Origin of the sequence: Ruminiclostridium cellobioparum subsp. termitidis CT1112, from assembly GCF_000350485.1 — a bacterium.
In the GTDB taxonomy this organism is placed as follows: Bacteria; Bacillota; Clostridia; order Acetivibrionales; family DSM-1351; genus Ruminiclostridium; species Ruminiclostridium termitidis.
Window position 1 is genome coordinate 1 of record NZ_AORV01000002.1, and the last position, 26497, is coordinate 26497.

Annotated in this window: 17 protein-coding genes; 2 read left to right on the forward strand and 15 right to left on the reverse strand. The window is 42.2% G+C overall.

The window, feature by feature from the left end; all coding sequences use genetic code 11:
- Together CTER_RS00095 and CTER_RS00100 are read right to left on the reverse strand one after the other, a co-directional pair.
- On the reverse strand, window positions 1-843 hold an 843-nt coding region (locus CTER_RS00095), incomplete at its 3' end, for an aspartate--ammonia ligase (protein WP_004622776.1).
- Between the two features lie 271 nt (window positions 844-1114).
- Complete coding sequence (locus tag CTER_RS00100) at window positions 1115-2320, reverse strand: NADP-dependent isocitrate dehydrogenase (protein ID WP_004622750.1); 1206 nt, start codon at window positions 2318-2320, stop codon at window positions 1115-1117.
- A gap of 297 nt (window positions 2321-2617) precedes the next feature.
- Here CTER_RS00100 and CTER_RS00105 point away from each other — a divergent pair, with 297 nt between their 5' ends.
- Complete coding sequence (locus CTER_RS00105; protein ID WP_004622738.1) at window positions 2618-3355, forward strand: type II toxin-antitoxin system prevent-host-death family antitoxin; 738 nt, start codon at window positions 2618-2620, stop codon at window positions 3353-3355.
- A gap of 132 nt (window positions 3356-3487) precedes the next feature.
- Here CTER_RS00105 and CTER_RS00110 read toward each other — a convergent pair whose 3' ends face one another.
- The 10 genes from CTER_RS00110 to CTER_RS00155 form a co-directional block, all read right to left on the reverse strand.
- Window positions 3488-4447: a phosphoglycerate dehydrogenase gene (locus tag CTER_RS00110; RefSeq protein WP_004622816.1), complete on the reverse strand. Its 960-nt coding sequence runs from the start codon at window positions 4445-4447 to the stop codon at window positions 3488-3490.
- A gap of 14 nt (window positions 4448-4461) precedes the next feature.
- Window positions 4462-6144 carry a dihydroxy-acid dehydratase gene (ilvD, locus tag CTER_RS00115; RefSeq protein ID WP_004622820.1) on the reverse strand — a complete coding sequence of 561 codons (1683 nt, stop codon included), beginning with the start codon at window positions 6142-6144 and terminating at the stop codon, window positions 4462-4464.
- Window positions 6145-6179: 35 nt separating this feature from the next.
- The gene (locus tag CTER_RS00120) at window positions 6180-7214 is read right to left on the reverse strand and encodes a zinc-dependent alcohol dehydrogenase (RefSeq protein WP_004622807.1); all 1035 of its coding nucleotides are present in this window, start codon (window positions 7212-7214) and stop codon (window positions 6180-6182) included.
- A gap of 60 nt (window positions 7215-7274) precedes the next feature.
- Window positions 7275-8105, reverse strand: a complete 831-nt coding sequence (locus tag CTER_RS00125) for a carbohydrate ABC transporter permease (RefSeq protein ID WP_004622792.1) — start codon at window positions 8103-8105, stop codon at window positions 7275-7277.
- Window positions 8105-8986 (reverse strand): carbohydrate ABC transporter permease, encoded by an 882-nt coding sequence (locus tag CTER_RS00130; RefSeq protein WP_004622741.1) that lies wholly within the window; start codon window positions 8984-8986, stop codon window positions 8105-8107. Before CTER_RS00130 ends, CTER_RS00125 begins: the two co-directional genes overlap by 1 nt.
- A 93-nt stretch (window positions 8987-9079) precedes the next feature.
- Entirely contained in the window at window positions 9080-10429 is a 1350-nt protein-coding gene (locus CTER_RS00135; RefSeq protein WP_004622747.1) for an ABC transporter substrate-binding protein, read from the reverse strand.
- Between the two features lie 187 nt (window positions 10430-10616).
- On the reverse strand, window positions 10617-11267 hold the full coding sequence (locus tag CTER_RS00140; protein ID WP_004622794.1) for a dihydroxyacetone kinase family protein: 651 nt from the start codon (window positions 11265-11267) through the stop codon (window positions 10617-10619).
- 48 nt (window positions 11268-11315) lie between these two features.
- On the reverse strand, window positions 11316-12332 hold the full coding sequence (locus tag CTER_RS00145) for a dihydroxyacetone kinase subunit DhaK (protein ID WP_004622759.1): 1017 nt from the start codon (window positions 12330-12332) through the stop codon (window positions 11316-11318).
- A 69-nt stretch (window positions 12333-12401) separates the two neighbouring features.
- Window positions 12402-13358: a phosphoglycerate dehydrogenase gene (locus CTER_RS00150; protein WP_004622788.1), complete on the reverse strand. Its 957-nt coding sequence runs from the start codon at window positions 13356-13358 to the stop codon at window positions 12402-12404.
- A 32-nt stretch (window positions 13359-13390) separates the two neighbouring features.
- Window positions 13391-14287 carry a dihydrodipicolinate synthase family protein gene (locus CTER_RS00155; protein ID WP_004622752.1) on the reverse strand — a complete coding sequence of 299 codons (897 nt, stop codon included), beginning with the start codon at window positions 14285-14287 and terminating at the stop codon, window positions 13391-13393.
- A 615-nt stretch (window positions 14288-14902) separates the two neighbouring features.
- Here CTER_RS00155 and CTER_RS00160 point away from each other — a divergent pair.
- On the forward strand, window positions 14903-15922 hold the full coding sequence (locus CTER_RS00160) for a LacI family DNA-binding transcriptional regulator (protein WP_004622736.1): 1020 nt from the start codon (window positions 14903-14905) through the stop codon (window positions 15920-15922).
- 51 nt (window positions 15923-15973) lie between these two features.
- Here CTER_RS00160 and CTER_RS00165 read toward each other — a convergent pair whose 3' ends face one another.
- The 3 genes from CTER_RS00165 to CTER_RS00175 all read right to left on the reverse strand — a co-directional run bounded on the left by CTER_RS00165 (window position 15974) and on the right by CTER_RS00175 (window position 26478).
- Window positions 15974-16516, reverse strand: a complete 543-nt coding sequence (locus tag CTER_RS00165) for an SIS domain-containing protein (RefSeq protein WP_278245886.1) — start codon at window positions 16514-16516, stop codon at window positions 15974-15976.
- Window positions 16517-16585: 69 nt separating this feature from the next.
- Window positions 16586-17560 (reverse strand): ribokinase, encoded by a 975-nt coding sequence (locus CTER_RS00170; protein WP_117387102.1) that lies wholly within the window; start codon window positions 17558-17560, stop codon window positions 16586-16588.
- Between the two features lie 332 nt (window positions 17561-17892).
- Window positions 17893-26478: a glycoside hydrolase family 94 protein gene (locus CTER_RS00175; protein WP_004622753.1), complete on the reverse strand. Its 8586-nt coding sequence runs from the start codon at window positions 26476-26478 to the stop codon at window positions 17893-17895.
- Between the last annotated feature and the right edge of the window lie 19 nt (window positions 26479-26497).

The following is a 26497-nucleotide window of genomic DNA, read 5'->3' on the forward strand; positions in this document are numbered from 1 at the left end:
GTGGAACGGAAGGCTCTTCCTGTCTTCGCAGCCGGCCTTCTTCAATTGGGCCGCCAGGGAATCCTCATCAACCCTTATGCCCATGGATGACACCTCATATGCAATATCCAGCACAGGATAATAAAATACAATGTCTCCGTTCAATGCCCAGTCATCATAGTCCGGTGCCCTTCCGTCATGTTTGGTTCCCGATTTAAGAGTATCGCCTATTTTCATTATAAATACAGCCCTCTTCTCTTTGGCAAGCTCCCTCTCCCTTTCTTTGGGTGTCAGGCCAGGATACATATCTTCAAGCTCCTGTGTCGTAACAAAGAAGATATCCTGGGGCAGAAAGCGCTTAAGTGAAGGATATATCCCTGTTATATAGTCCTCGGTCCTTTTGAATACCGAATAAATTTGTCTGACTATACTCTTCAAGGTTTCCTCGGTGCGCTGGCTCTTATCTATTATTTTTTCCCAGTCCCACTGGTCTACATAGACAGAATGCAGGTTATCCAGATCTTCATCCCTTCTTATGGCATTCATATCGGTGTATAAACCCTCACCCGACGAGAAGCCGTAACGCTTAAGCGCCATTCTCTTCCACTTTGCCAGGGAGTGGACGACTTCAACCCGATCTCCGTCTATACCCTTTACATCAAAAGCAACAGGCCTTTCAACTCCGTTCAGATTATCGTTCAACCCGGTTTCGGGTTTCACGAATAATGGTGCCGAAACTCTTGTGAGCTTCAATTCCCTGGCAAGTTCATCTTCAAAAAAATCCTTGATCTGCTTGATGGCGATTTCTGTCATGCGGATATCAAGGCCGGATTTATAGCCGTTTGGTTTTGTAATATTACTCATAAAATTCCTCCTGATTTACATTTTGCTGATTCAATAAATTATTTTATAAATTAAAAATAATTGCAAGAAGCCAAATTATAAAAATCATTTTATCACATATTTAAACATAAATAAAACAACAATAAACAAATCACGACTGCAAAATAATAAAACAGACACAGGTAAAATAAAAATATCTGATTTTTTTACCTGTGTCTGTTTTGTTACTGTCAAATTATTTACTTTTCATTTAACGCAATCTATTTGATTCATTTAATGCATTCAAGCACTATTACATGGCATCAAAAGTCTTTTTAACTTCCTTCAGGAAATCTTCTGTGTTAACAGTTTTGATTTCTCTTAAATTCGAAAGGGCTGCAAGGTCTTTTGTCATTATTCCGTTTTCGATTGTCAGTATGGAGGCTCTGTCCATTTTGTCAGCAAACTCGACAAGTTCGGCTATGCCGTCAAGTTCCCCTCTTTTGCGGAGAGCGCCGGTCCAGGCAAACAATGTCGCCATTGAGTTGGTGGAGGTTTCCTCTCCCCTTAGATGCTGGTAGTAATGACGCTGCACCGTTCCGTGCGCCGCCTCATATTCATAATAGCCCTCGGGGGAAACCAGTATTGAAGTCATCATGGCAAGGCTTCCGAAGGCGGTTGCCACCATATCCGACATAACGTCTCCGTCATAATTTTTACATGCCCATATAAATCCGCCTTCCGATCTGACCACGCGGGCAACCGCATCATCAATCAATGTATAGAAGTATTCTATTCCGGCAGCTTTAAACTTTTCGTCATATTCCTTTTCGTATATCTCCTGGAAGATATCTTTAAAGGTATGGTCATATTTCTTTGAAATGGTATCCTTGGTGGCAAACCAGATATCCTGTTTCTGATCCAGCGCATAATTGAAGCAGGATCTGGCAAAACTTTCGATTGATTTGTCAATGTTGTGCATTCCCAGGATGACTCCGGCTCCGTCAAAATCATGTATGGTCTGACGGGTCACTTCACCGTTTTCATTTGTAAATACCAGTTCGGCCTTTCCAGCACCGGGCACGCGGTATTCCACATCTCTGTATACGTCGCCGTATGCATGCCTTGCAATGGTTATGGGCTTAACCCAGGTCTTGACAAACGGCTTTATGCTGCTCAGGAGAATTGGAGCGCGGAATACGGTCCCGTCCAGGACAGCCCTTATTGTTCCATTGGGACTTTTCCACATTTCGGTGAGGTCATATTCTCTGACTCTTTCGGCATTTGGAGTAATAGTGGCGCATTTAACCGCAACTCCGTATTTCTTGGTTGCAATTGCGGAATCTATGGTTACCCTGTCACCTGTCTTTTCTCTGTATTCCAGCCCCAAATCATAGTATTCGGTCTTAAGATCGATATAAGGCAGCAATAATATATCCTTTATCATTTTCCAGATCACTCTGGTCATTTCATCTCCATCCATTTCAACCAGTGGAGTTTTCATAATAATTTTTGCCATAAAACATGCTCCTTCTCAATTAATTAATTAATTTTATTTTAAAACTATTTCTTAAACATTATTGTTATATTTTTCACACATGGGAATTTTATTGTTTGGTTATTCATTAATATAGCACATTAAAGGGCTGAATGTAAATGCACAAGCAAGAAATTGTCGTCAGAACCGACACCTATCCGAAAAACCGATTGACATTGCCATTAAAATCCAGTATAATATAATTAGCTAATTTAGCTATTTATAAATTGCCTTTTATTGATTATTTTAGCTAATGTTTTTTATGGGAGGATTGACTTTATGATTGTCAACGCTACGGATCTTAAAAACAATCTGGGAAAATACCTGAGAGCAGTGGAAAGAGAGGATGTCATCATCACCAGCAACGGCAGAAAGATTGCCAAACTGACTGTCTATACCGAAGAATATGCCGCTGACCCCGCCCTCACAAATGAGACTGTAAAGGAGAAAGCAGAAGCTTATTCCCTGTTTCCCCGGGAAGCCACCTTCGAAGAGTTTCTGCAGCTGTCGGAGCACGGCGAGGACCGGTATGAGTACATTGACGGTGTCATATATTTTCTGGCTACACCCAAAACAACTCATCAACAGGTTCTGGGAGAGTTATTCGGAAATTTTTACAATTGGTTCAGCGGCAAAAAATGCAGACCCCTGCTGGCCCCCTACGATATAACCCTTAAGAGAAATGCTGAAAATATAAATATAGTTCAGCCTGATCTCATGGTTATATGTGATCTGGAGGACAAGCTGAATGAAAAGGACAGTTACATGGGTGTTCCCTCTCTTCTTGTGGAGATTTTATCCGAAAGCAGCAGGGGAAAGGATGCCGTAAAAAAACTGGATTTGTACATGTCCACAGGCGTAAAGGAATACTGGATTGTAAACCCTTTCAACAGGGAAGTAACGCTTTTCCTCTTTGAAAATAACGACGTTCTTAAAAACACAACCTATAAAAATAACGAAACTGTTTCATCATATATATTTGAAGGTTTAAAAGTAGATCTGAAGAGTATTTTTTAGAATAAAAATCCATGTTTTTCAGCCACTTAATGGTTCCAAACCCGGGTCACTATCTTTTTGAAAAGTTAGTAACCCGGGTTTGGTAAAAAATAGATTAAAAAATTATACTTTTGCAAGGCAGTCTATTTAGAGTTACTTATTAAGCCAGTTAATGGGGTCTCTCCCGTTCATAACATCCAATATAGCCTGGGCTGTTGCCATTCCAACCGCTTCATATGTTTCATAGGTCTCAGCCGCACTGTGGGGAAGACATACTACATTATCAAGTTCAAATAGAGGGTTGGCCGCTGCTGCAGGCTCAACTTCATAAACATCTATACCGGCTCCGGCAATTTTGTGTGTCTTCAGTGCATCATACAAAGCATTTTCATCAATCACCGGTCCCCTTGCTACATTTATAATAACCGCCGAAGCCTTCATCATCTCAAATTCCTTTTTACTAAAGAGTTTGGTGGTTTCGGGTGTGCAGGGAACATGTAAAGTAATAATATCGCTCTGCTTTATAATTGTATCCAGATCAGTCATGGTAACACCCAATTTTTTAGCTGCTGCATGATTCGGGTATACATCATATGCAAAAATTTCAGTTTCAAATGCACCAAGGATCTTGGCAGTATACTGAGCAATGGCTCCAAAACCTACCAGACCTATTTTTTTCCCTCTTATAGTGTAGCCAACATACCTTTCCCATTTGCCTGCACGGGTTGATTTATCCAGGTTGACAAGGTTTCTCAGCACAGCCAGGATCAATCCTACCGTACACTCGGCAACTGAATCGCTGTTAATGGCCCTTGCATTCATTACCTTTATGCCATATTTTTTTGCTGCTTCCAGGTCAATGTTGTCAACTCCGATACCAAAGCGTCCAATTACTTTCAAGTTTGGGGCCAGCTTAAAAACATCTTCATTCCAGGTATCTACTCCGGCAACAACCCCGTAAACATCTCCGACTTTATCTTTAAGCTCCTCAAAAGTCATTGGCCTTCCAAAGGTATTTTCAATAACTTCAAAACCTTCTTTTTCAAGAAGCGCTTTTGCCCCTGCACAAAGCCTGGAATAATTTGTAGCAGTCACAAGTACTTTTTTCTTCATGGTATCAACCCCCATTATTCTCTGTTTTTTATAATAGCGCCTTTGTCCGCAGATTCTGCAAGTCTTGCATAAACATTCAGATATCCTGCCGGAATTTTTTTATCAGGCTTTTTTACGGTAGATAACCTGTATTCAATCTCCTCTTGCGATACATCCAGCATTATATTTCCATTCGGTATATCTATACAAATGTCGTCTCCGTCACGCACAGCTGCGATGGGACCACCTTCCATGGCCTCAGGAGATATATGTCCTACGAAACATCCATTGTTTGTACCCGAAAAGCGTCCATCCGTGATTACCGCTGTTGACATGGCAAGATTTTGGCCATACAGCATTTTCATCACTCTTACCATCTCCCGCATACCGGGACCGCCCTTTGGTCCTTCATACCGTATAACCACAACCATGCCCGGCATGATCTTTTTGGCTGATATAGCCTCCGTTGCCTCTTCTTCAGAGTTAAAACATATGGCCTTTCCTTTAAAGACCTGCATGCTCTTATGAATAGCGGTCGGCTTGGTTACCGCACCTGCAGGAGCCAGATTTCCTTTTAAAACCGCAAGACTTCCCCATGGATGCCACGGGTTGGACCTGGAATGTATGATATCGTTTTCTATCTCAGGAATATTGTCCAGGATCTCTCCCCAGGTACTTCCTGTACATGTCATTGCCTCCGGATCAATCAGCGGTGATAAATGCTTCATCACGGCGGGAACACCCCCGGAGTTGTAAAAATCAGGTACGTTTTCAGGTCCTGCCGGGTATATCCGGGCAAGATGCGGTGTGTTTCTTGATATTTTATCGATTGTTTCCATTGATATATCACATTCCGCCTCATAGGCTATTGCAGGAATATGAAGTGCAAGATTGGTAGACCCTCCAATGGCCATTCCAAGCTTTATTGCATTTGTTAACCCCTTCATATTGATTATTTTCCTTGCCGTAATATTTTCCCGAACCATCCTGACAATTGTCCGTCCGGATTCCTGGGCTGCTCTGAGCCTCTCTGAAAATACGGCCGGGATGGAAGAGGTTCCCGGAAGGCACATACCAACAGCTTCTGTAAACGCCCCCATGGTATTTGCCGTCCCCAAAAATGAACACGAACCGCAGGTTTGCATGGAATTATCCTCAAGTTTGTCAAACATCTCCTGCGTAATCAAATTTTTTTGCAGCATCCCAAGTGCCTCCGATATGCTGGAATTATCTGCCGACCTGCCGTCAAACTCCATACCGCCCAGCGATGGTCCTCCCAAAACAATAATTGCGGGTATATCCAGCCGTGCCGCCGCCATCAGCAGGCCCGGGACAATTTTATCACAGGAGCCCAGCAATACAACCGCATCCAGCCGGTTTACCCGAACCATTATTTCAATTTCATTTGCAATGATGTCTCTGGCAGGCAGACAATAATGCATTCCGTCATTCCCGACTCCCATTCCGTCGCATGGGCCTATAATTCCAAACTCAACGGGTGTTCCGCCCGACTGAAGGATGCCCTGTTTGACATATTCAGAAACAGTATTCAGATTATAGTGCCCGGGAGTTGCACGGTTCCATGAATTTGCAATTCCAATCAGAGGATTTTCAAGATCATAATCACTATATCCCATAGCTTTATAAAGAGCCCTGACATGTGACCATAATGGACGCTTCAGAACTTCACTGCTTCGCAATTTAATATTATTTTCCATAGCTACCTCTTTTCAATTTATCTAAACAAAATACACTATTCATCAGGCTTAATGATAACCTTTATTTCATTGCCTCCATTAACAGCCTCAAAGGCATTTTGAGTTTTTTCCAAAGGAAATCTTTTACTAATGATTTTATCCAACTTAACTCTTCCATTTGATAAGTATTCAAGCGCCAGGGAACTTTCTTCGGCAAAACCCGTTGATCCGATCAATTGAATCTCTTTAAAAATCAGATTTGCCAACGGGAAATTCAATTGAGTACCATTATACCCAAGAGCTACAACTCTCCCGCCTTTTTTGCAGCAGCTCACCGCAAAATCATAGGTATCGGTAAATCCGGCAGCATCTATTACAACATCGGCTCCTTTACCATGTGTGTATTCATTTATCTCATTTAATGCTTTTTCCTTATTACTTGAATCAACAAAATGACTGGCACCTGCTTCCAATGCCAGAGCACTTTTTATACCTGAACGGCTGACTGCTATAATCTTATCGGCCCCTGCTATGCCCGCTGTCTGTAAAATTAGAAGTCCTATAGTACCGCAGCCGAGAACGACAACCTTGTCACCTATCCCAACATGGCCTCTGCGGATAACTCTTATGGCATTCCCAACCGGATCCAGTAACGCTCCTTTCTCGTAACTGACATTATCAGGAAGTCTCACCAGCTGCTTTTCAGAAATGCAGATATATTCACACATAGCTCCATGCAGAAACTTTCTTTTAGAAGATCCGATAAGCTGCATATTGTTACAAAGATTATATTTTCCTGTTCTGCAATAGATACAGGTATTGCAGTATATTTGCGGATTTATTGCCACTCTGTCACCAGGTCTCCATCCGTTAACTCCTTCTCCGGCCATCTCAACCATTCCCGCAGCCTCGTGCCCCATTATAATTCCGGGACGGCGTCTTTCAATATCTTTTCCCGTGAATGGGCCAATATCGGAACCACAGATGCCTGCAGCCATTATCCTGATCAATACTTCCCCCTTTTGCGGAACAGGCTTATCCATTTGGACTATGCTAAACTTGTACGGTTCCATAAATACCGCTGCTCTCATATTTTCCCTCCGGCATCAAAAAATTTCTTTAAAATCTTCCAATGTGACCTGCCAAAGGACCTAGCCTTTAACTGCTCCTGCAGTTAATCCTGCGATTACATACCTCTGCAAAGCCAGCGAAATTATCAAAATAGGAAGAGTGATCAATACGGCGGCTGCCATCAAGCTTGACCAGTTTATCTCGGTATATGATACAAAGTTAAATACTGCGGTAGGCAGTGTTTTAGTGTCATTTGTTCCAAGAACCAATGCAAATATGAAGTTATTCCACGAGAAAATAAATGCCAGTATTGAAGACGTCAATATACCAGGCGTGGAAAGCGGAAGCATTATTTTGAAAAAGGTCCCGACTCTTGAACATCCGTCAACCCATGCAGCCTGCTCCAGCTCCTTTGGCAGCTGTTCATAATACGGAATCATTATCCATATAATCAGAGGCAGGGATACCAATAAGTGTGCAAGTATCAGAGCTGTATATGTTCCTGTCAGCCCCAGCTTGTTGAATATAATATACCAGGGTACCAGGAATGAAATTGCAGGTATGATTCTGATAACCAGTATAATTCCCGAGAAAATTGTCTGCTTTTCTCTTGCAATTGAATATGATGTGGGTAAGCCGAATATTAATGACAGCACTGTAGATACAACCCCTACCAGCAAGCTGTTAAAAATGGGCCTTAAAAAATCATATTTGGAGAACACATCCAAATACGGCTGGAATGTTGGCTTGAATATAAACATTTTATCAACATTAAGCAAATCCACCATGCTTTTAAAAGATGCCAGAACCATCCATATAAAAGGAAAAGTGGCACAGATCAGTATTATAACCAAAAGCAAATAAAAAATAATATTGCCGGTTATCTTATTGGATTTAGCTGTTTTAGCCATCAGTAATCCACCTCCACTTTATTTTTAACCTTAATAAAAATGGCAGCAATAGATAATACAATCACAAAGAATATAACCAGTGTCGCAGAGGCTTTACCAAATTGAAAATATTCAAATGCATGCCTGAAGGATAAAATGTTCATTGTTTCGGTTGCGAAGCCCGGTCCTCCCTGCGTTGTTGCATATATGATGTCAAAAGTTTTCAGGACATCTATAAGTCTTAAAAGTATTGCCGTAAAAATAGTTGGCCTTAAAAGCGGAAGAGTTACCTTCCATAAGGTTTGCCATTTTGTTGCTCCATCTACCATGGCTGATTCAAAGGGTTCCGTCGACAGCGAAGATATACCCGCCAGCACCACCAGCATTACCATAGGAGTCCACTGCCATATATCCACCAACATCAGCGACGCCAGGGCTGTATCGGGTGAGCCGAGCCAGACAAGCGGTTTTAGTCCCACAGCTTTGACTATAACATTGGCAATTCCTATCGTAGGTTCGTATATAAGTGTCCACACAAGACCTACAGCAACAGGAGTGGCTACCATTGGCAGCAGAAAGGCAGTTTTCACAATATTTTTTCCAGCCATTTCCCTGTTCAGAAACAAAGCTATTGAAACTCCCAGCAACACTTCAAAAAACAGAGCTACAGCCGAGAAATAGAAGGTTCTTCCAACTGCAGGCAGAAATCTGTCATCAGTAAATAAACTCGTGTAATTTTCCAGACCAATAAACTTCATAGGTACACTATTAGACATGCCCCATTCAAAAAAGCTCAGGACCAGAGTATATCCCAGCGGAAAAAGTATCATAGCTAAAACAAATATTATTGTCGGAAGCGTAAAAATGTATTTAAGATTTTTATCAACCCATTTCAAAATCATTATATCACCCTCCTGTCATTGAAATTTTGGGGTAGTAGCTGATAATATTCTTGCAGTTACTACCCCATTGTTTATATAATTAATTTTATGAATTTATTTTTTTGCTTCCTTATCAAGCAATTTCTGAAAATCTTCATTGGCTTTGTTGGCCATGGCCGTCACATCCTTGCCCAATATGGCTCCGGTTATAACATTTCCTATTACCGTTCTTGCTTCTCCTACGTTAATCATAAACGGCCTGTCTGTACCGACACCGATTGGGTTAGTCTGATTTATGACTTCAACAAGATCAGCCGGGAAGTTCTTATTTGCCTCTTTATTGGTCCAGGTTGAGTTACGTGTGCTTGGATTTCCGGCAAGAGCTGTCTTGACATCCATTTCCTTGCCCAATGACCACTTTATGAATTCCCATGATGCATCCTTATTTTTTGAACCGCTGCTTATTCCCAATGCCCATGCAACTATATTAAACGGTTTTGCTCCTGCCGGTCCTTCCGGCAATACAAAATATCCCACCTTATCAGATATAAGAGAACTTTTTGGATCCAGTGCAAATCCATATTGGCTGTCGGCATCAATTCTCATGGCTGCCTTGCCCTGTGTAAACAGGGATTGAGTTTCAGTCCAGCCCATATTGGCTACACCGGCAGGACCGTAATTCTTCAGCAGATCTCCGTAGAACTGGAAAGCCTTAATTGCTTCGGGAGTATTTATTGCAGCCTTCCCGTCAACAATAAAGTCCCCGCCAAAGGCACGCAGGAAGCCGGAAAATTGAGTTACGGCATCTGAGCCTTTACCTCTGATAGCTATACCGGCTATACCCTTTTCAGGATTATTCAGTTTCTTTGCCGCTTCCATCAGTTCGTCCATTGTTTTCGGAACACTTGTTATACCCGCCTGAGCAAATAATTCCTTGTTGTAATATACAATTTCTCTTTCTGTCATCAGTGGTATGCCGTACATTTTGCCGTCAATTGCACATATGTCCTTTCCCGATTCAAAAAAATCATTTATATCAAAATCAGGAGATTTGGAAATATATTCATCCAAGGGCTCTACCCACCCGTTGTTTGTGAACAACAACGTTTCCTGCAATGGCCTGAACGCAATAACGTCAAGATCACTTCCGCCTGCCGCTGAACTAACTGCAATCTTGTTGCTCAACTGGTCATTGGCAAGCTGCTGGAAGTTAACCGTAATCCCTGTCTCTTCTTTAAACTTATCAAGATTGGCTACGATCTCATTTGTCCACATTGCACCAAAACCAATAAAGTTAATCTTTGTGTCATCAAAAGGCTTTGCCGTACTACTGCTGTTTGCCGCTGCGGAAGAGTTTGCAGTTGTTGAATCGGCAGCAGGTTTTTCACTGCCGCAGGCAGTAAATAGTGAAACGAGCATTGTAAATAACAGTAACATGCAGATTAATCTTTTTGTAGATCTCATAAATGAATTCCTCCTCTAATTTTTTCTTTGAGAAGGCATATATTTTTCAAAGATATTTCAGGCATCATTTTTTACTTTTAGTATGCCTAAGTACCCTTTTAAAGATATCTTGCCTTCTTTTTATGTATACATACACATGTATGCTACATTTTGCATGAAATTCCATTCAATAAAGCGTAGATCTGATTCAGCAGCTATGTCCGCTTTCTATTAACCTTACAAATTCAAGAAAGCCTTGCATCAAAAGAACAGCTACTACGGAGCCTGCATCCAGCAGTTCCCTTGAGTTCTCTCCTCTGGTTGCCGCTCTGCCATGAACAGCAAGCATAGTTTTTGTCATCTCGCTGCCTTTTTCAGATGCTTTTAATGCATTCCGTGCAGCCACTAATATTGTTTCACCCTTTGCCAGATCCTCTTTGAGAGAATCTACTGCAGGGGCTATTCCGTCAAGAAATGTTTTTTCCCCGGCTTTTGCCTTGCCTCGAAATTCCACACCCTGCTTGTATGCTTCAAAAAGTTGTACAATATCTCCAAGTGACAATACATCTTTACCCTTTAATGCCATTCCTGCCTGCATCAACCCCGAAGCCATCAATGTACCCATTGTGGAAGGAACAGCCGAGGACATTTTCTTTCCTGCCTTGTAAAATATTTTACCGATATCCGTTTCTTCTGAATCCGCGACAGCAAGATAAGCTGCCTTAAAGCCATCACTCATGGTCAAACCCAGATCACCGTCTCCGGCAACACTATCGATTTCTATCAGGTATTTCTTATTGCTCAGCATTATTATGCTCCATTGTTCAAAAAGCTTTTTAATCTTATTGAATCTGATCATAATTCCTCCTAAAACTTTAAGCACAGCTATAAAGCAGGTTAAATTATTTTATAATTGCATTTGCTTGAAAAACGGTGTATTTGCAGGAGCAGCCAAAAGTCTTTTAAGCTCATCATCCAGCTTGAACAGGGTTATTGAAGCTCCGGACATTTCCATTGCTGTGGCATATTCACCCACAAAAGCCCTGTATACGGAAATATCCTTTTCCTTAAGTATCTGGGAAACCCGTCTGTACATAATATATTGCTCCTCAAGAGGCGTTGCACCCAAACCGTTTATCAATACCGCCACTTCGTCCCCGGCAGCATAGGGTATATCATCTATAATCGGTTTAAGCATTTCATCAACTATTGCATCAGCTGAAGCAAGTTTACCCCTGCGGATTCCAGGCTCTCCATGTATCCCCATCCCTATTTCCATTTCATCTTCACCCAGTTCAAAGCTTGGCCGGCCAACCCTCGGAACAGTACACGGGGATAGTGCTACTCCCATTGTTCTGACATTCTCACACGCTTTTTCGGCAATACGCTTTACTTCCGCAAGATTCAGCATTTCAGCTGCCGCCGCTCCGGCACATTTATATACGAAAAATATGCCGGCCACACCTCTGCGCGTATTCTTCTGTCCCGGTGCCGAAGGTCCGGCTGAAGCAACATCCTCTCCGGCCACTACGGTTTCAACTTTTATACCGTCTTCAAAATCAGCCATTTCGGCAGCCATATCAAAATTAAATATATCTCCATTGTAATTGCCGTAAATATACAGAACACCGGCTCCCGAACTGATCGCCCTTGTAACCTCCAGGATTTGCTCCGGACTTGGAGATTGAAATACATCTCCTATGGCACATCCATCCAACATTCCCTCTCCGACATATCCCAGAAACAGAGGGAGATGACCCGAACCTCCTCCAGTGGCTATACCTACCTTGCCATTAATTTTTTTTGCAGAAACAAAGCATCTGACGTCTTCAGCAACAGGCTTAACCATATCCGGATGAGCCGAATAAATCCCTTCCAGCATTTCATTTACAAAATTTTCAGGTGAATTTATTATCTTTTTCAATTGAATACCTCCTTTTTCAAACCGGGTTTTGAAACAGTCAGCTAAATAATTTAATTAGAAATTTTGTGTTTATTTGTTTACATAATTTTCAGGATCCCTACCGTTGCAGACAACATCTACGGTAGCTTTGGCCGTAATTTCACCTACCATTTTTATGGTTTCAAGGGTATCGCTTCCCCAGTGGGGAGTACAGATGAAATTGTCCAATGTGAACAGTTTATTATTAGATAAAGGAGGTTCTGTCTCAAATACATCTGATGCGGCGCCTGCGAGTTTTTGATTTATCAAGGCTTCATACAATGCATCCTCATCTACCAGCGAACCTCGGCTGGTATTTATAAAAAACGCTCCATCCTTCATTTTAGAAATCGTTCCGGCATTTATTATGTGATTGGTCTCTTCCATCTTGGGCAAATGAAGACTTATAATATCACATTTTTCAATCAGTTCGTTAAAGCCGGTTATTTGAACATTATATTTTTCTGCCCATTCATAATCGGGATATTTATCAAATGCAAAAATCTTGGCATCAAAGCCATACAGCTTCCTGGCTACAAGCCTGGGGATTTTTCCAAAACCAATCAGTCCTATATTCTTTCCGGATATTTCACTGCCGACTATTCTGTCCCATTTACCTGTTTTACATATCCTGTCCCCTGTAACAATATTCCTTTTCAGATTAACAATTAACCCTATTACCAGTTCAGCCACAGCATTTGTTGAGGCAGGCGCATTGCTGACCTTTATTCCGTATTCCTTCGCCTTTATCAAATCAATGTTATCTACACCGATTCCGAACTTTGCAATAGATTTTATTTTTCTGCCTCTTTTGAAAAGCTCCTCATTCCATTCGTCCATCCCCGTTATGACAGCATCCAGATCTTCTACTATTTCTAAAAGCTCATCCCGGGTATATGGTCTCTGAAAAGAATTCTCAATTATCTCAAATCCCTTCTGTTCAAGATATGCTTTTGACTCGGGACAGTTTTTGGAATAGTTGTAGCCTCCGAAAAACAGCTTATACATGGATATCTCTCCCTTATATGATAATGAAGTGACTATTTTACGATCTCAAGACATTTTTTGAAGTCCTTTGTGAATAATTCAAGCTCCTGCGGAGAGATATCCAGCAATGGCTTTCTCATGGTACCCATGTCAATGCCTCTGATTTTCAAGCCTTCTTTGAAATAAGACATATTTGAACCGCACTTGATTGTCTCTGCAGCATATGTTGCAAGTTTCTGAAGTCTGGAAGCCTCCTGGTACTGTCCTTCCGTAAAAGCTTTGTACACTCTTGAAAAAGCTTCGGGGAATACACTGGAGCAGCCTGATACTATTCCGTCGCAACCAAGCATAAGTGAAGCAAACATCAGAGTATCGGCTCCCTGCACGACAGAAAAATTATCATTGTTTATTCTTCCATAATGTACTGTTCTGTTCATATCCGGCAGGCTATATTTTATACCTATTATATTTGGTGCTCTCTTTACTATTCTTTCGATAACCTCAGGTTTAAGATCATTGCCCGACAGCTGAGGAATATTGTAGGCATAAACCGGGAAATCAGCAGGAACGCTATTTGCAACTGCAACATAATATTCTTCCAATTCCCTGTCGGTAACCTTAAAATATGCAGGAGTTACAACTCCGATTCCATCAGCACCTATATCAAATGCATGTCTGGCAAGTTCAACAGTTTCGGCTTGGGCCATAGCACCTACATGGATATAGGCGGTAATCCTCTTATTGTTTTGAGCTATAACTGTTTCGGCCACCAGCTTTCTTTCCTCAACAGTCATAAGATCCATTTCACCTGTGGTACCCAGCGGATAAAGACAGTTCACTCCACCGTTAATCAAAAAATCAACATGCTTTCTGATTGCGTTTGCGTCAACCTTTTGATTTTTGTCAAAAGGTGTTACCATTGCTGTTATTACTCCATAAAGTTTTTTCATGAATCCAGCCTCCAATTTTGTTTTATGTTTTTATTAAAATAATGAATATTTTTAATCCATTAAGACTTAAGTTATCAACCATTGTGAAACTATTTACATACCGTCAACTCATATGACGTATAGTTTCATATCCCTTAATCAGATATGCAGACTTTCCCCTGTAATTTGCATATACGTATTTCCCCGATTTATACAAAGTCTTCCGGTTGTTAAGATTAATGCCGACATGTGTAATCGTTTTCACATTTATGTATATAATTTAGCATATATAACTAATAAACGCAATACTTTTTGCAAATTTTTTATATAATATTTATGATCAATATGTATGATTACTTTGTAAGCTACCATTAAAAAGTGTAATAGTTTCACATTTTTTGAGTATGGTTATGAAACTGTTACACTTTATGCATTTTAACTCAAAACAGTATAAATAGTGCCTCGGTTTTTATACTTATTTTTTATTGATATGTTTTTATGCATATAGTATACTTTTTATGAGTTATGAAACCGTATACATATTCAAAGAATATAATCGCCAATTGGGTTTCATACAAATCCATGAAGTAAAATATACTTTTAAAATATTCATACATTAACGAGGAGCATATAAGAATGAAAAACCCTACTATAAAAGATGTTGCCAGCAAAGCAGGTGTTTCGACAGCTACAGTTTCACGGTATTTAAATAGCAGCGGTTATGTCAGCAAAGAAATACAGAAAAAAATCAGTGATGTTATTGAGGAACTGGATTTCATCCCCAATAATGTTGCTCAAAGTCTTAAAAGAACCAGAACTAAAACAATAGGTATTGTAATACCAGATTTGTCAAATGTATCTTTTATGGATACTGTAAAAGCCATAAGCGACATTGTTATTGCACACAATTATCAACCTATCATTTTAAGCAGTGACGAAAATCTTGACAATGAGAACAAGATTCTTGATGTACTGGTCTCTAAAAGAGTCGACGGCATTATAATTGCTTCTGCCGGCAGGAATGAAAAACTGCTTAAAATCCATGGTAATGGGCTTCCTATCGTATTAATGGACAGGGACTTCTGCAACACCGATGACAATATAATAATAGATTCCGTTATTAATGATAATTTTACCGGGTCATATCAGATGATAAATTATCTTATTTCACTTGGCCATAAAAAAATAGCCATACTGTGCAGCCAACAAAATCCCGTACTCATAAACGACAGACTGCGTGGTTATATCAATGCCCATGAACATAATGGTATGGATGTGGATGAAAATTATATACTATATGGAAACTATAAATTTGAATCGGGCTATGAATTGACAAAGAGACTGATAATGCAGCCTTTGAAGCCTACAGCCATTTTTTCAGTCAACAATCTGATGGCATTGGGGGCAGTGGCTGCATTAAATGAGATGAACATAAGCATTCCTGATGAAATGTCTGTTTGTGCTTTCGGTGTATTTAAATATCATCCTATTTTAAACCCTGACATGACAGTTATAAATCAACGGCCTGTTGAACTGGGAATAAAAGCTGCCGAGCTTCTGATTAACAGGATAAAAAACCAAAAAGACTGGGTACCTCAAAAATTTGTGTTTGATGCTGATATTATAATGAGAAATTCTTGCTCCGGCCCTAAGTAGGTGGGATAACTTATCAAATATCATTAGCGTCTTAATTAAATCCCGGAAAGGTTACCGCATCTTGCCAAGGCTTCCTCCCGGATGCCACCTGACATATTGTTGGGAGGTTATTCCCTTTTTGCATTGCAGCAACAGACTCAGTATCTGCAGGACAAAAACCTCAGCAAGTATGGAAGCCCGGGGTGCTCTATTCAGCGGATCACCTTCATTTTCGACACCCGCGTAGAGATAAGCATCACCTTTTTTTGCCAGCCAGGATTCTCTCTTTCCAGTCACTGCAATTATCTTAGCTCCATTGTTCTTTAATGTTGTAACCGTCGCTTTCAGTTCAGCCGTTTCACCGCTATTGGATATGGCTATGACAACATCCCCTGGTTTTACCTGCCCTGCCGAGCCATGAACAGCTTCGGTGCCATGCAGCTCATAAGCAGGCGTTCCGGTGGAAGAAAGCAAAGAAGCAATATATCCCGCAACATGACCAGGCTTTCCTATACCGGTTATGTGCACTCTATTTCCGTTTTCTTCCGCCTCCATCACCAGTTTAATTGGCTTTTCATACATTTTTACACTGATTTCACTTTTTAAAGAATTAATCTCTTCAAGGGTAATGTTTATAAAGGTTTTTATTATTGAATCCAATGATTCCCCCACAAAATCACCTCCTTAAATTCTGCTGTAATTGTCTTTCATTATCAGACCTTTTACTTCTTCCATGGTTGGCAGAGATGTAATGGCCCCCATTCGCGAAACAGTAAGGGCAGCAGTATAACTTGCAAAATCAAGGGCTTCCTCCGCATCCATACCCATACATACAGCCGAGCAGAATGCCCCTGTAAAGGAATCCCCTGCCGCAGTGGGATCAATAACTTCAACAGTATCCACGCAGGGCCTGACTATAAAAGTATCCTTATTCATAAAGGCTGCTCCGTTACTTCCCAGGGTAATAATTACATTTTTAACACCTTTGTTCAATAAAATCTGTGCAGCCAGCATTAGCTTTTCGGTATCAACCGAACCATCCTCCGATATAAATTTAACTCCTGTAAGACCATATGCCTCATATTCATTTGGAGATATATAAGTCAATTTGGAGAGAATATCATCGTCCAAAGATTCATACGGGGCTGAATTCAACATAACAGGTATTCCCTTGGCATAAGCAAATTCAATAATTTTACGGTTGACCTCCAGAGGAATTTCAAGCTGTAAAATTACAAGGTCAAAATTTGAAATTTTTTCTTTTAAAAAATATATATCTTCAACAGTTAAGCTCATATTTGCACCCGGCACCACTAAAATTCTGTTCTGATTCTTTTTGCCGGGAATAACCTCCAATATTATGCAGCTTACAGCCGACGGGCAGGTCTCGTCTCTCAAAATGCCGTCAGAATCAATACCTGCATCTTGAATCGTTTTCACAAGTTGATCACCAAACATATCATTTCCAACCTTGCCGACCATGGTAACGTTTACACCAAGCTTAGCAGATTGAACCGCCTGATTAGCACCTTTTCCTCCCGGTGCCAATACAAAGGAGAGACCATTCTTTACAGTTTCACCTTCGCCCGGAACCTTTGAAGTACTATACACCATATCCATTGCGAGGCTTCCAACAACCAGTATTTTCGGTACTTTAATAATATTAATCAGCCCTTTCCCCAAATAATTTCTTATTAATAATAATATAATTTAATAATCTATTTGTCAAATTAAACAAGGAATATATTTAATTATCTCAAGATATTTTAAAGTAACATATTTGCACACTTTTATGTGTATTTATAGAATGTTACATATATTTTTTAAGAAAATGAGTCAGCAGACAACACATACTACATATTTTTTATGCGTCTTCGGAAGAGGTTACCCCTGCTTTAGACGGAGCTCTCACTAATAAACCCCATACTAAAAAACGGTACAGGGATAATTAAGGCTCCCATACCGTTTCTTTAATACATTTTCTACAAATTCTACAAATAAGCTTCTATTTTATGAACTTTTCCGTCGTCAATCAGTTCAAACCTGTTTCCTTCAACAGTTAATCCGTCGGAAACCATTTTCTTGACATTTGTATTTTGATGACTTTCGTTCTTTACGGTTATTTCGTATACAGCCGTACCAAAAGTGTATTTGACAGTATATCCGTTCATTTTCTTAGGAATGCACGGATCGATCATCAGATAATTTCCCTGCTTCCTGATTCCTAAAATATGCTCTATCCCAATACGGTACATCCAGCCTGCGGCACCGGTATACCAGGTCCAGCCGCCCCTCCCCTCATTGGGATAAACGGCATATACGTCGGCAGCCATGACATAGGGCTCTACCTTGTAGGTCATCCGTTCCATACCGGTTCTGGAATGGTTGATGGGATTGATCATGTCAAACAACTCCCAGGCCTGTTCTCCGTTTCCAAGTCTTGAGAAAGCATATATCACCCAGGTGGCAGCATGGGTGTACTGGCCTCCGTTTTCCCTGACTCCGGGCAGATAGCCCTTTATATATCCCGGATTCAGTTCACCGTCATAAAAAGGCGGAGTGAGCAGCTTGATCAGGCCGTTCTTCCTGTCTATCAAATACTTCTCCACGGCGCTCATGGCTTCTTCGACCCTGTTCTCCCTGGCGGCTGCCGATATGGCAGCCCAGGATTGTGAAAGGGAGTCGATCTTGCCTTCATCGTTTCCTATAGAACCCAGAGGTGAACCGTCGTCAAAATAAGCCCTCCTGTACCAGCTTCCGTCCCAGGCCTCCTTTTCCAGTGCTTCAATTATTTTTTCGGCTTTTTCCCGGTATTCTTCCGCTCTGCCTTCATCTCCCATATACTTGCACACCGGTATCATACGCTGCAGAACACAATACAGGAACCATCCAAGCCATACGCTCTCACCCCTGCCGTTGACACCAACCAAATTCATGCCGTCATTCCAGTCTCCGCCTCCAATCAGCGGAATACCATGTGGACCAAACCCCAGTCCCTTTTCAATGGCTTTGATACAGTGCTGGTATACGGTTCCGCGTTCTCCTGCCAAAGACGGTATTTCATATCTCTCGTGCTCATTCTCTCCCAGAAGAGGAGAACTCAAATATGGTTCAGCAATATTTAATATTGAGTAATCACCTGTAGCATTGATGTAGTCACAGGTTACATACGGCAGCCAGAGCAAATCATCGGAATACCTGGTCCTGATACCGTTGATCCTTTGTTCATGCCACCAGTGCTGCACATCCCCTTCAATAAACTGGTGCCTGCAATGCAGTAAAATCTGATTTTTAGTGATATTGGGCATGGTGTATACCACAGCCATTACATCCTGAAGCTGATCCCTGAACCCAAAGGCTCCGCCGGCCTGATAGTAGCCCGATCTTGCCCATAGCCTGCAGGAGATCACCTGATACTGTAGCCAGCCGTTAAGCATAATATTTACTGTTTTATCGGGAGTGTCAACCTGAATCTGCTTTAGTCTGCCTGTCCAGTTCTTCTTAACCCTGTCAAGCTCGGCAAGAGCCTGATTTTCAGATCTGAAATTATCAATCAGTCCTTTTAACTGTTCCGGTCTGTCCTGCCCGAAAAGGAAAACAATATGCCTGGTCTCCCCGGGCATAACATGAATCCTGGTCTTAATAACAGCGCAGGGATCAAGTCCTGCTCCCACCGTACCCTTTAAATCGGTTCTCATTCCTTCCGGGTTTGATAAATCCATCTTTTCGCCGATGAATTCCAGTCTGTGCCCCGTGTAGCTGATCTGGGTCCCGGAGCAGCTCAAAAAAGCACTTAAACCGCTAAAGTCTGGACTATACACATTATCTATCAATAACGAGGCCAGTTCATCCTTAAATCCGGTGACTATATAAGGAGTTGTTTGTCCAGGTTCGGTTCCAAGCACCGGCTTTAAATAATAGGCTGCATCCACTGCCGCCTCTGCTTCAGAAATATTTTTCAGCTTCAATATGCTTATTTTCACGGGAGCTTCAGCAGCAGTGAACTGTATCAGCTCCTGCTCCAGGCCGTGGCTTTTCTGAGAATAGACCGTATACCCAAAGCCATGACGTATTATATATGGATTCTTTTGCCTAACGGGCAGCAGTGTACAACTCCAGACAGCAGCATTCCCGTCCTTGTGCAGATATATGATTTCTGAAGGCGGGTCCAGGACAGGGTCGTTTGCCCAGGTCGTCAGCTTGTTCTGGCTGCTGTTCCGATTCCAGGTATAGCCCCCGCCGGCCTCGGTACAGATAAAGCCGAAGCTGTCATTGGCTATGACGTTTGACCAGGGCGCCGGCGTTGTCTCTCCTGCCTTGAGGCAAATCACATATTCCTCACCATTTTCGGTGAAGCCTCCGATTCCATTGAAAAAATTCAACTTTTCGGTTATGCCGGCAAGTTCGTGTTCACCGGTGTGGGTCTCTTCGGGCTGGATTTCACCAGTCTGGACTTCTATATGGGCAATTTCTCTGGCAAATTCACTTTCAGCCGATTTTACGGCGTACTTCGCGATTTCCCCACGCCTGTTTGCATTCACTGCCTGTACTATTTCATCCGAATCCAGAGCTTCATCTATAAAATCAGCCACTCCGTCATCGGCATTGATTATTAACTTTGCACAGGTAAAGAGCAAATTTCTCTGTCCGGGAGTCATCTGCCTTGTATTTCTGATGAATATTCCGCCCCTCTTATCTATCAGATCACAGGAACGGCCTGAAACAGCCAGGTCCCTGATCATATCCAAAATCGGCTGTATATACGACTCTTCATCTGTTATAAGGATCACGAGGTCAAAGCTTATACCCTTTAATCGCATAAAATCATGTAATTTCAGGGTCCAACGGATCTCTTCAAAACTGTCCCGGTTATGCACTGTCACAAGCAGTATGGGCAGATCCCCCGAAATCCCGAAAGGCCACAGGTCCGACTGGCTGAGGTTATTCCTCATAATATATTGGGCCTGGTTTCTCCTGACGGTACCGTATAAAAGTTTTGGAAGCAGCTTAAAGTAAGCCCGTTCATCATTGCCGCTGATATTTATGAAGCCGGCTTCAACAACGCTCCGTGTCCAGGCCATTTCAATCACTCTGTCGGCAGCGCTTACATCACTGTACTTCTCAAGCATGTCCAGGGCGGCACGTCTGGTATCACAGGTACCCATTGCAAAGTTGACCACGACAGATTCACCGGGATCAATGCGAACTCTTATTCTAAGGCTGAAGACCGGGTCAAGCACCGGGCCCACAGAATTTGTAAGAGGCTGATCCGGATCCATAGCCCTTGGAAATGCAAGACTTCTGTTTCTTCCAATAAACTGTGAACGGTCGGTCTCAAACTCTATATTCCCTTCCATAACACCATTTGTTGATACTGTGTGATAACCCCAAACGGTCTGCTTGACATCGTCCCTCTTTCTTCTCATGGCCAACAGGCCCTTATACTCACTCATATATTCAGTCTTGACGAATAGTTTACTGAAAGCGGGATGAGCAGTGTCCGATTCAGGCTGTGTCAGTACTACCTCCATATAGCTTGTCAGTTCCACAGTCCTTTTTGCTCCGCTGTGGTTATGGATGCTTACCCTTCTGATTTCGGTATCGTCCTCGGCACTTACCAGTACCTCGGTATTTGTCTCAATGTTCCCTTCTCTCCTGATATACTCCGCCTTATGAGGCGAGAAAATGACCTTGTATATCTCGGGTACACTGCTGGTAGGATTAAAGGTTGTTGACCAGAAATCGTTGGAATTTACATTCCTCAGATAAATAAACGCGCCGCTGCTGGCCATATAGTCGCCGGACCACCTGTATACCGCAAGGGAGTGGCATCTCGCAAACCCGCTGCCCCTGTCTGTGAGCATTACATTATAACTGCCGTTGGTCAAAAGATGCAGGTTTGGTACAGGCTCAAGTCCGGTGAAGCTGCGGATTACAATTTCCTCTGAATTTGCCTGTTTCCGGTAAGTGAACATGGGTTTTTCCCTATGCTCCTTCGAAATTACCACATGTGCTGGGAATTTCTCCTGAATCAATGAATCCACCGCTTTTATCTGGGGATTTGCATGAAACCTCTGCTGCATTATGTCCTGCCTGAAGAAATTAACCAGGGCCAGCATACTCATTCCCTGATGATGAACCATGTAGCTCTTAACTATTGCGCATCTTTGTCCCTCATCCAGCCTTGAGACGGTAAAATCCAGGGCCTCATAAAGTCCAAACCGTCCCTCTGCTCCGAATTCCCTGAGCCGCTCTATATTCTCCCAGCATTGCCTCGGTGCTATATCAATTGCCATTACCGTAGCATAGGGTGCTATGACAAGATCATTAATCAGCCCCCGCTTAAGTCCCAGATGAGGGACCCCAAAAGCCCTGTACTGGTAGTTTAGAGCTATATCAAACGCATGGTAGCAGGATTCCGAAATTCCCCACGGAACATTTTTACTCCGTCCGTATTTGATCTGGGTGTTTACTACAAAGCGATAGGTCTTCTCAATCAGTGTATTAGGATAGCTCTTTACAACCAGTCTTGGCATCAGATACTCGAACATGGTGCCCGTCCAGGATACAAGTCCCCTGTCTCCGTCAACCCGGGTCAATTTCCTTCCCAGCTTGAACCAATGCTGTTTTTCCACCTCTCCTTTTGCTATTGCAATCAGACTGGTCTGCCTTGCCTCGGATGCAAATAAATCGTAGTAGGATTTGCTGGGGTGACCCTCCTCAACATCAAAACCGATTGCAAATAAATTTCTCCTGGGGTCATACAGGCTTTTAAAATGCATACCGTCAATCAAAGACCGGATTCTTTTTCTCAATTGTTCCCACTGAACCTTAAGTTCTTCTATATTATTGAATTTATCAAAAAGCTCTTCTCCAAATTCCAGATGCAGAGCCTGGTATACGTCAAGAGCCGCAGTAAGCTTCCTGACCCAATATCCTCTCTTGCTTTTCTCATCAAGCTCCGAAAGATATTTTGCAAGCGTTTCGGTCAAATGTCCAAAACCTCTCTCAAGCCTTTTACTTTCCTCTGTTTGAGATCCATCCGGTGTATTTTCATCAAACACCAATTTTCTCAGGACTTCTGTTTCGAAATACGGTTTATCCCTGTCGATTTCACTGTTGCAAAGTTCAAGCAAATCAAGGAAAGCCTCCAGGTGCACTGCCTGGTATATGGGTTTTTGCCCATACTGCCCCAGTCCCTCATCGAGTACCATTAAATATCCGGCAAAATTTCCGCTGTCTACGGTAGATATAAATTTTGGGCGCAGCACCTCAAGATTGACGGTATTATACCAATTATAGAGATGGCCGTTCCACTTCTGCATTTTTTCAATTGTATCAACAGTGTTGCCAATCCTCTGCAGCAAGTCAATGGAGTTAATATATCCCAGATCTCTTGCAGCAAGGTGGGAAACCATCAGTAACCCAATGTTTGTTGGAGATGTACGGTGCGCAGCTCCTTTATACGGCTCCTCCTGATAATTATCGGCCGGAAGGAAATTTTCCTCAGGACCGGCAAACTCATCGAAATAGCACCAGGTTTTTCTTGCCAGTAATCTGAGCTGATCCAAACATTCCTCGGGAAGGCTTTCCCTTTCCTTACCTGACGGTTTGCTTATATAAAACGCCGCCCAGGGCGAAAGGAGCCACAGTATAAATGCTGCGAAGGCCAGAGGAAAGTATCCCTGGTACATGTATCTGACGGCTAACAGTACTGCAGCGCCGTATATGGGCGCAAACCACATCCTTCTGTAATAGCTTGGCAGATCATTCTTTAGTGCCAGCTCCATATCAGCAGCGGTTACCCATTCCAGAAGGTTCTTCTTTGTGGCAAGAACCCTGCCAAGGGTTTTAATTATGGCATTGGCCATCAAAAAGGCCTGGTACGGGGCAAAGGTCAGCATCAGGCCAACCTGCAGCAGTATTGCATTCAAGCCTGTGATTATTGTGGCGCTTCTTTTTGCCACATAAATTCTGTAGTCACCCACAAAAATAAGATATACAAAATAGCTCAATATTGGTGCGCATAAGGAAAATAGGCTTAGCCAGATCCAGCCGCTGGTGCTTTTGGGCAGCACAAGCAGGCTTAAAAGTATTATAACCGCCATTACAGGATATACGAGGCTTCTTCTCAGGTTATCAAACATCTTCCATTTTGAAAGCAGTGAGAGCTGATTTCTGCCGAAGATCCAGGGCAGCAGCTGCCAATCCCCTCTTGTCCACCGGTGGAGTCTCATCATGAAGGAATTGTACTTTGCAGGGTAACCGTCTATCAGCTCAATATCTGTGACAAGTCCTGTTCTCAGATAGCTGCCCTCCAAAAGATCGTGACTGAGCACAGTATTCTCGGGAATAACCCCATCCAGTGCCTGTTGAAAAATATCCACATCATATATACCCTTGCCGGTGAAAATACCTTCTCCGAAGGCATCCTGATATACATCCGAAACAGTTGTGGTGTACGGATCAATACCGCCCTGTCCGGCAAATATTCTGGTAAAAGCCGACGAGCCGGCACTTTCGATATTGACATCAATTCGCGGCTGGAGAATACCATAGCCTTCTGTTACTATGCCCTTTTCAGGGTCAAAAACTGCTCTGTTCATAGGATGCGCAATTGTTCCCACCAATTGTCGCGCAGCCTCCAGAGGCAGTTGAGTGTCGGCATCCAGGGTTATGACATATTTCACCTGGGGAATTTCTTCAAGTTTGCAGCTGGTAAACACGTAACTGGTATTCCTGTCTCCCCGCAGTACTCTGTTAAACTCTACGATGGCTCCCCTTTTTCTCTCCCAGCCCATCCACTTCTGCTGTTTTTCATTGAACTGCCTTTTTCTGCACAGGAAATAAAACACAGGTTTGTCCTGACTGCCGTATTTGCTGTTAAGCTGTTCTATCCTGCCCATTGCACTGCTGATTATTTCCGCATCCTCAGGCATTGTCTCTTCATTTGTGTCTTTAAAATCCCCAACCAGGGCAAAATAAATATTGCTTCCTTTATTGGCCAGATAAAATACCTCCAGATTGTTAATCAAATCAAGAGTTCTTTTTACATTTGGAACCAGGGTCGGAACAATAACCATTGTGGACATTTCCCCGGGAATCCCTTCCTTGAGCTCCAGCTTCGGAAACCGCGCAGGAATAATTATTCTGCTGAGAAAGCTGTTGACCAGGGCAGTGGCAATTTCACTTGCGGGAATCAAACCCAATATGCCTATGACCAATACTAACAAATAAGAATAGCGTGCTTCACGGTTTAAACCGGAAACCACAGGTATTGCCGCAAAGATTAAAGACAGCACAATGACGGCTGCAATAAAAATCTTAACGGAATGTTTCTTTACAAAGGGTGTATATTCGTCTTTCTGCCCGCTCTTTTTATTGAATTCACGGTATAGCCTGTTTCGTCCCTTACCGATCAAATAATACCCTACATGATTGTCTGGAATGCCTGTATCTCCCGGGTTATTGGCCTCGGCCGCAAATCCGCAGCTCAATCTTGCAATATTTATTTCGGTGGTCTTATATTTTTCAGCAAGCTCTACTATGACATTTCTGTAGTAATTCCTGGAGTTAAAATCCATCCTGTTGTAAATGCCGGAAGGGTCTTGCTTTAAAATCCTCTCCACCTCACTGAGGCTCTCAAACAATGCCGTACTGTCATAGCCTGCCAGCGACCGGAGGCTGTTGATGACATTTCCGGTAGAGACCTGGATAACAGCCTGATTATGGTGATCAATAGAAATATAACTATCGGTGTTTGCACTTTTCTGAACCAGTATGCTATCTATGCAGTCAATCATCCAAAGGGTCTTTGAACCCTCTTTTCTCAGCTTTTTGATCAGAAATTCCACAAAGGCAGGAGATAAGTCCTCAAGTCCTGTAATTTGGTCTTTAAATGCATCACAGTCATGCTCAAACTCTTTTACCAGTCCGGCTATCTCCTGGGCCTTGTACCAATCCCTGCGGGTGGAGTTCATCTTGTCGCATACCACCCAGAGCTTCTCCATTAATGCGGCTTTCACCATAAGTGTAAGCATCCACAGCTCTTCAATTGAGAGAAAGGTATACCTCTGGTATGCCGTTATAAAGTCTCTGATTGTTTTTTCATTTGCATTTCCGTCCACATGGGAAACAATCTCAACCGCGATGGAATATATTCTGGGAAAGCCCCTGTAAGTACCTTCAGCGATTACAGGCACCGCTTTTCTTATTTCATTCAGCTCTTTAACAATAATGCCCTTCTGTTCCTCTATAATATAAAAATTGTCCAGCAGCCATTCTGCCGCAGGCGGAATGGGAAATGAAGAGGAAGCATCCCTGTTCAGATTTTCATAAGTGTCCAGTATATTTTGGAATTTTGCTTCAATCCGTTTTGAGACCCTGCCTATACTCCGTTTTTTTATCAATGTCGTTTGGGATTTTGCAAGGGCTTCGGCATGTCTTTCAAGCTCATCATTGCACAGGGCAACATCCTCTATCTGAAACTCAAAAGAGGAGTGTCTGTCTATCCATATGATCAATGCCGCCAGTATTGCAGTCAATAAGATTATAATGAGAAAAATCCATATATTCATATATGTATATCACCATTTA

Bases quoted from the DNA above. Each gene is read 5' to 3' on its own strand.
- CTER_RS00100 (WP_004622750.1), bottom strand. From the start codon at position 2,320: ATGGCAAAAATTATTATGAAAACTCCACTGGTTGAAATGGATGGAGAT.
- CTER_RS00105 (WP_004622738.1), top strand. From the start codon at position 2,618: ATGATTGTCAACGCTACGGATCTTAAAAACAATCTGGGAAAATACCTG.
- CTER_RS00110 (WP_004622816.1), bottom strand. From the start codon at position 4,447: ATGAAGAAAAAAGTACTTGTGACTGCTACAAATTATTCCAGGCTTTGT.
- ilvD (WP_004622820.1), bottom strand. From the start codon at position 6,144: ATGGAAAATAATATTAAATTGCGAAGCAGTGAAGTTCTGAAGCGTCCA.
- CTER_RS00120 (WP_004622807.1), bottom strand. From the start codon at position 7,214: ATGAGAGCAGCGGTATTTATGGAACCGTACAAGTTTAGCATAGTCCAA.
- CTER_RS00125 (WP_004622792.1), bottom strand. From the start codon at position 8,105: ATGGCTAAAACAGCTAAATCCAATAAGATAACCGGCAATATTATTTTT.
- CTER_RS00130 (WP_004622741.1), bottom strand. From the start codon at position 8,986: ATGATTTTGAAATGGGTTGATAAAAATCTTAAATACATTTTTACGCTT.
- CTER_RS00135 (WP_004622747.1), bottom strand. From the start codon at position 10,429: ATGAGATCTACAAAAAGATTAATCTGCATGTTACTGTTATTTACAATG.
- CTER_RS00140 (WP_004622794.1), bottom strand. From the start codon at position 11,267: ATGATCAGATTCAATAAGATTAAAAAGCTTTTTGAACAATGGAGCATA.
- CTER_RS00150 (WP_004622788.1), bottom strand. From the start codon at position 13,358: ATGTATAAGCTGTTTTTCGGAGGCTACAACTATTCCAAAAACTGTCCC.
- CTER_RS00155 (WP_004622752.1), bottom strand. From the start codon at position 14,287: ATGAAAAAACTTTATGGAGTAATAACAGCAATGGTAACACCTTTTGAC.
- CTER_RS00160 (WP_004622736.1), top strand. From the start codon at position 14,903: ATGAAAAACCCTACTATAAAAGATGTTGCCAGCAAAGCAGGTGTTTCG.
- CTER_RS00175 (WP_004622753.1), bottom strand. From the start codon at position 26,478: ATGAATATATGGATTTTTCTCATTATAATCTTATTGACTGCAATACTG.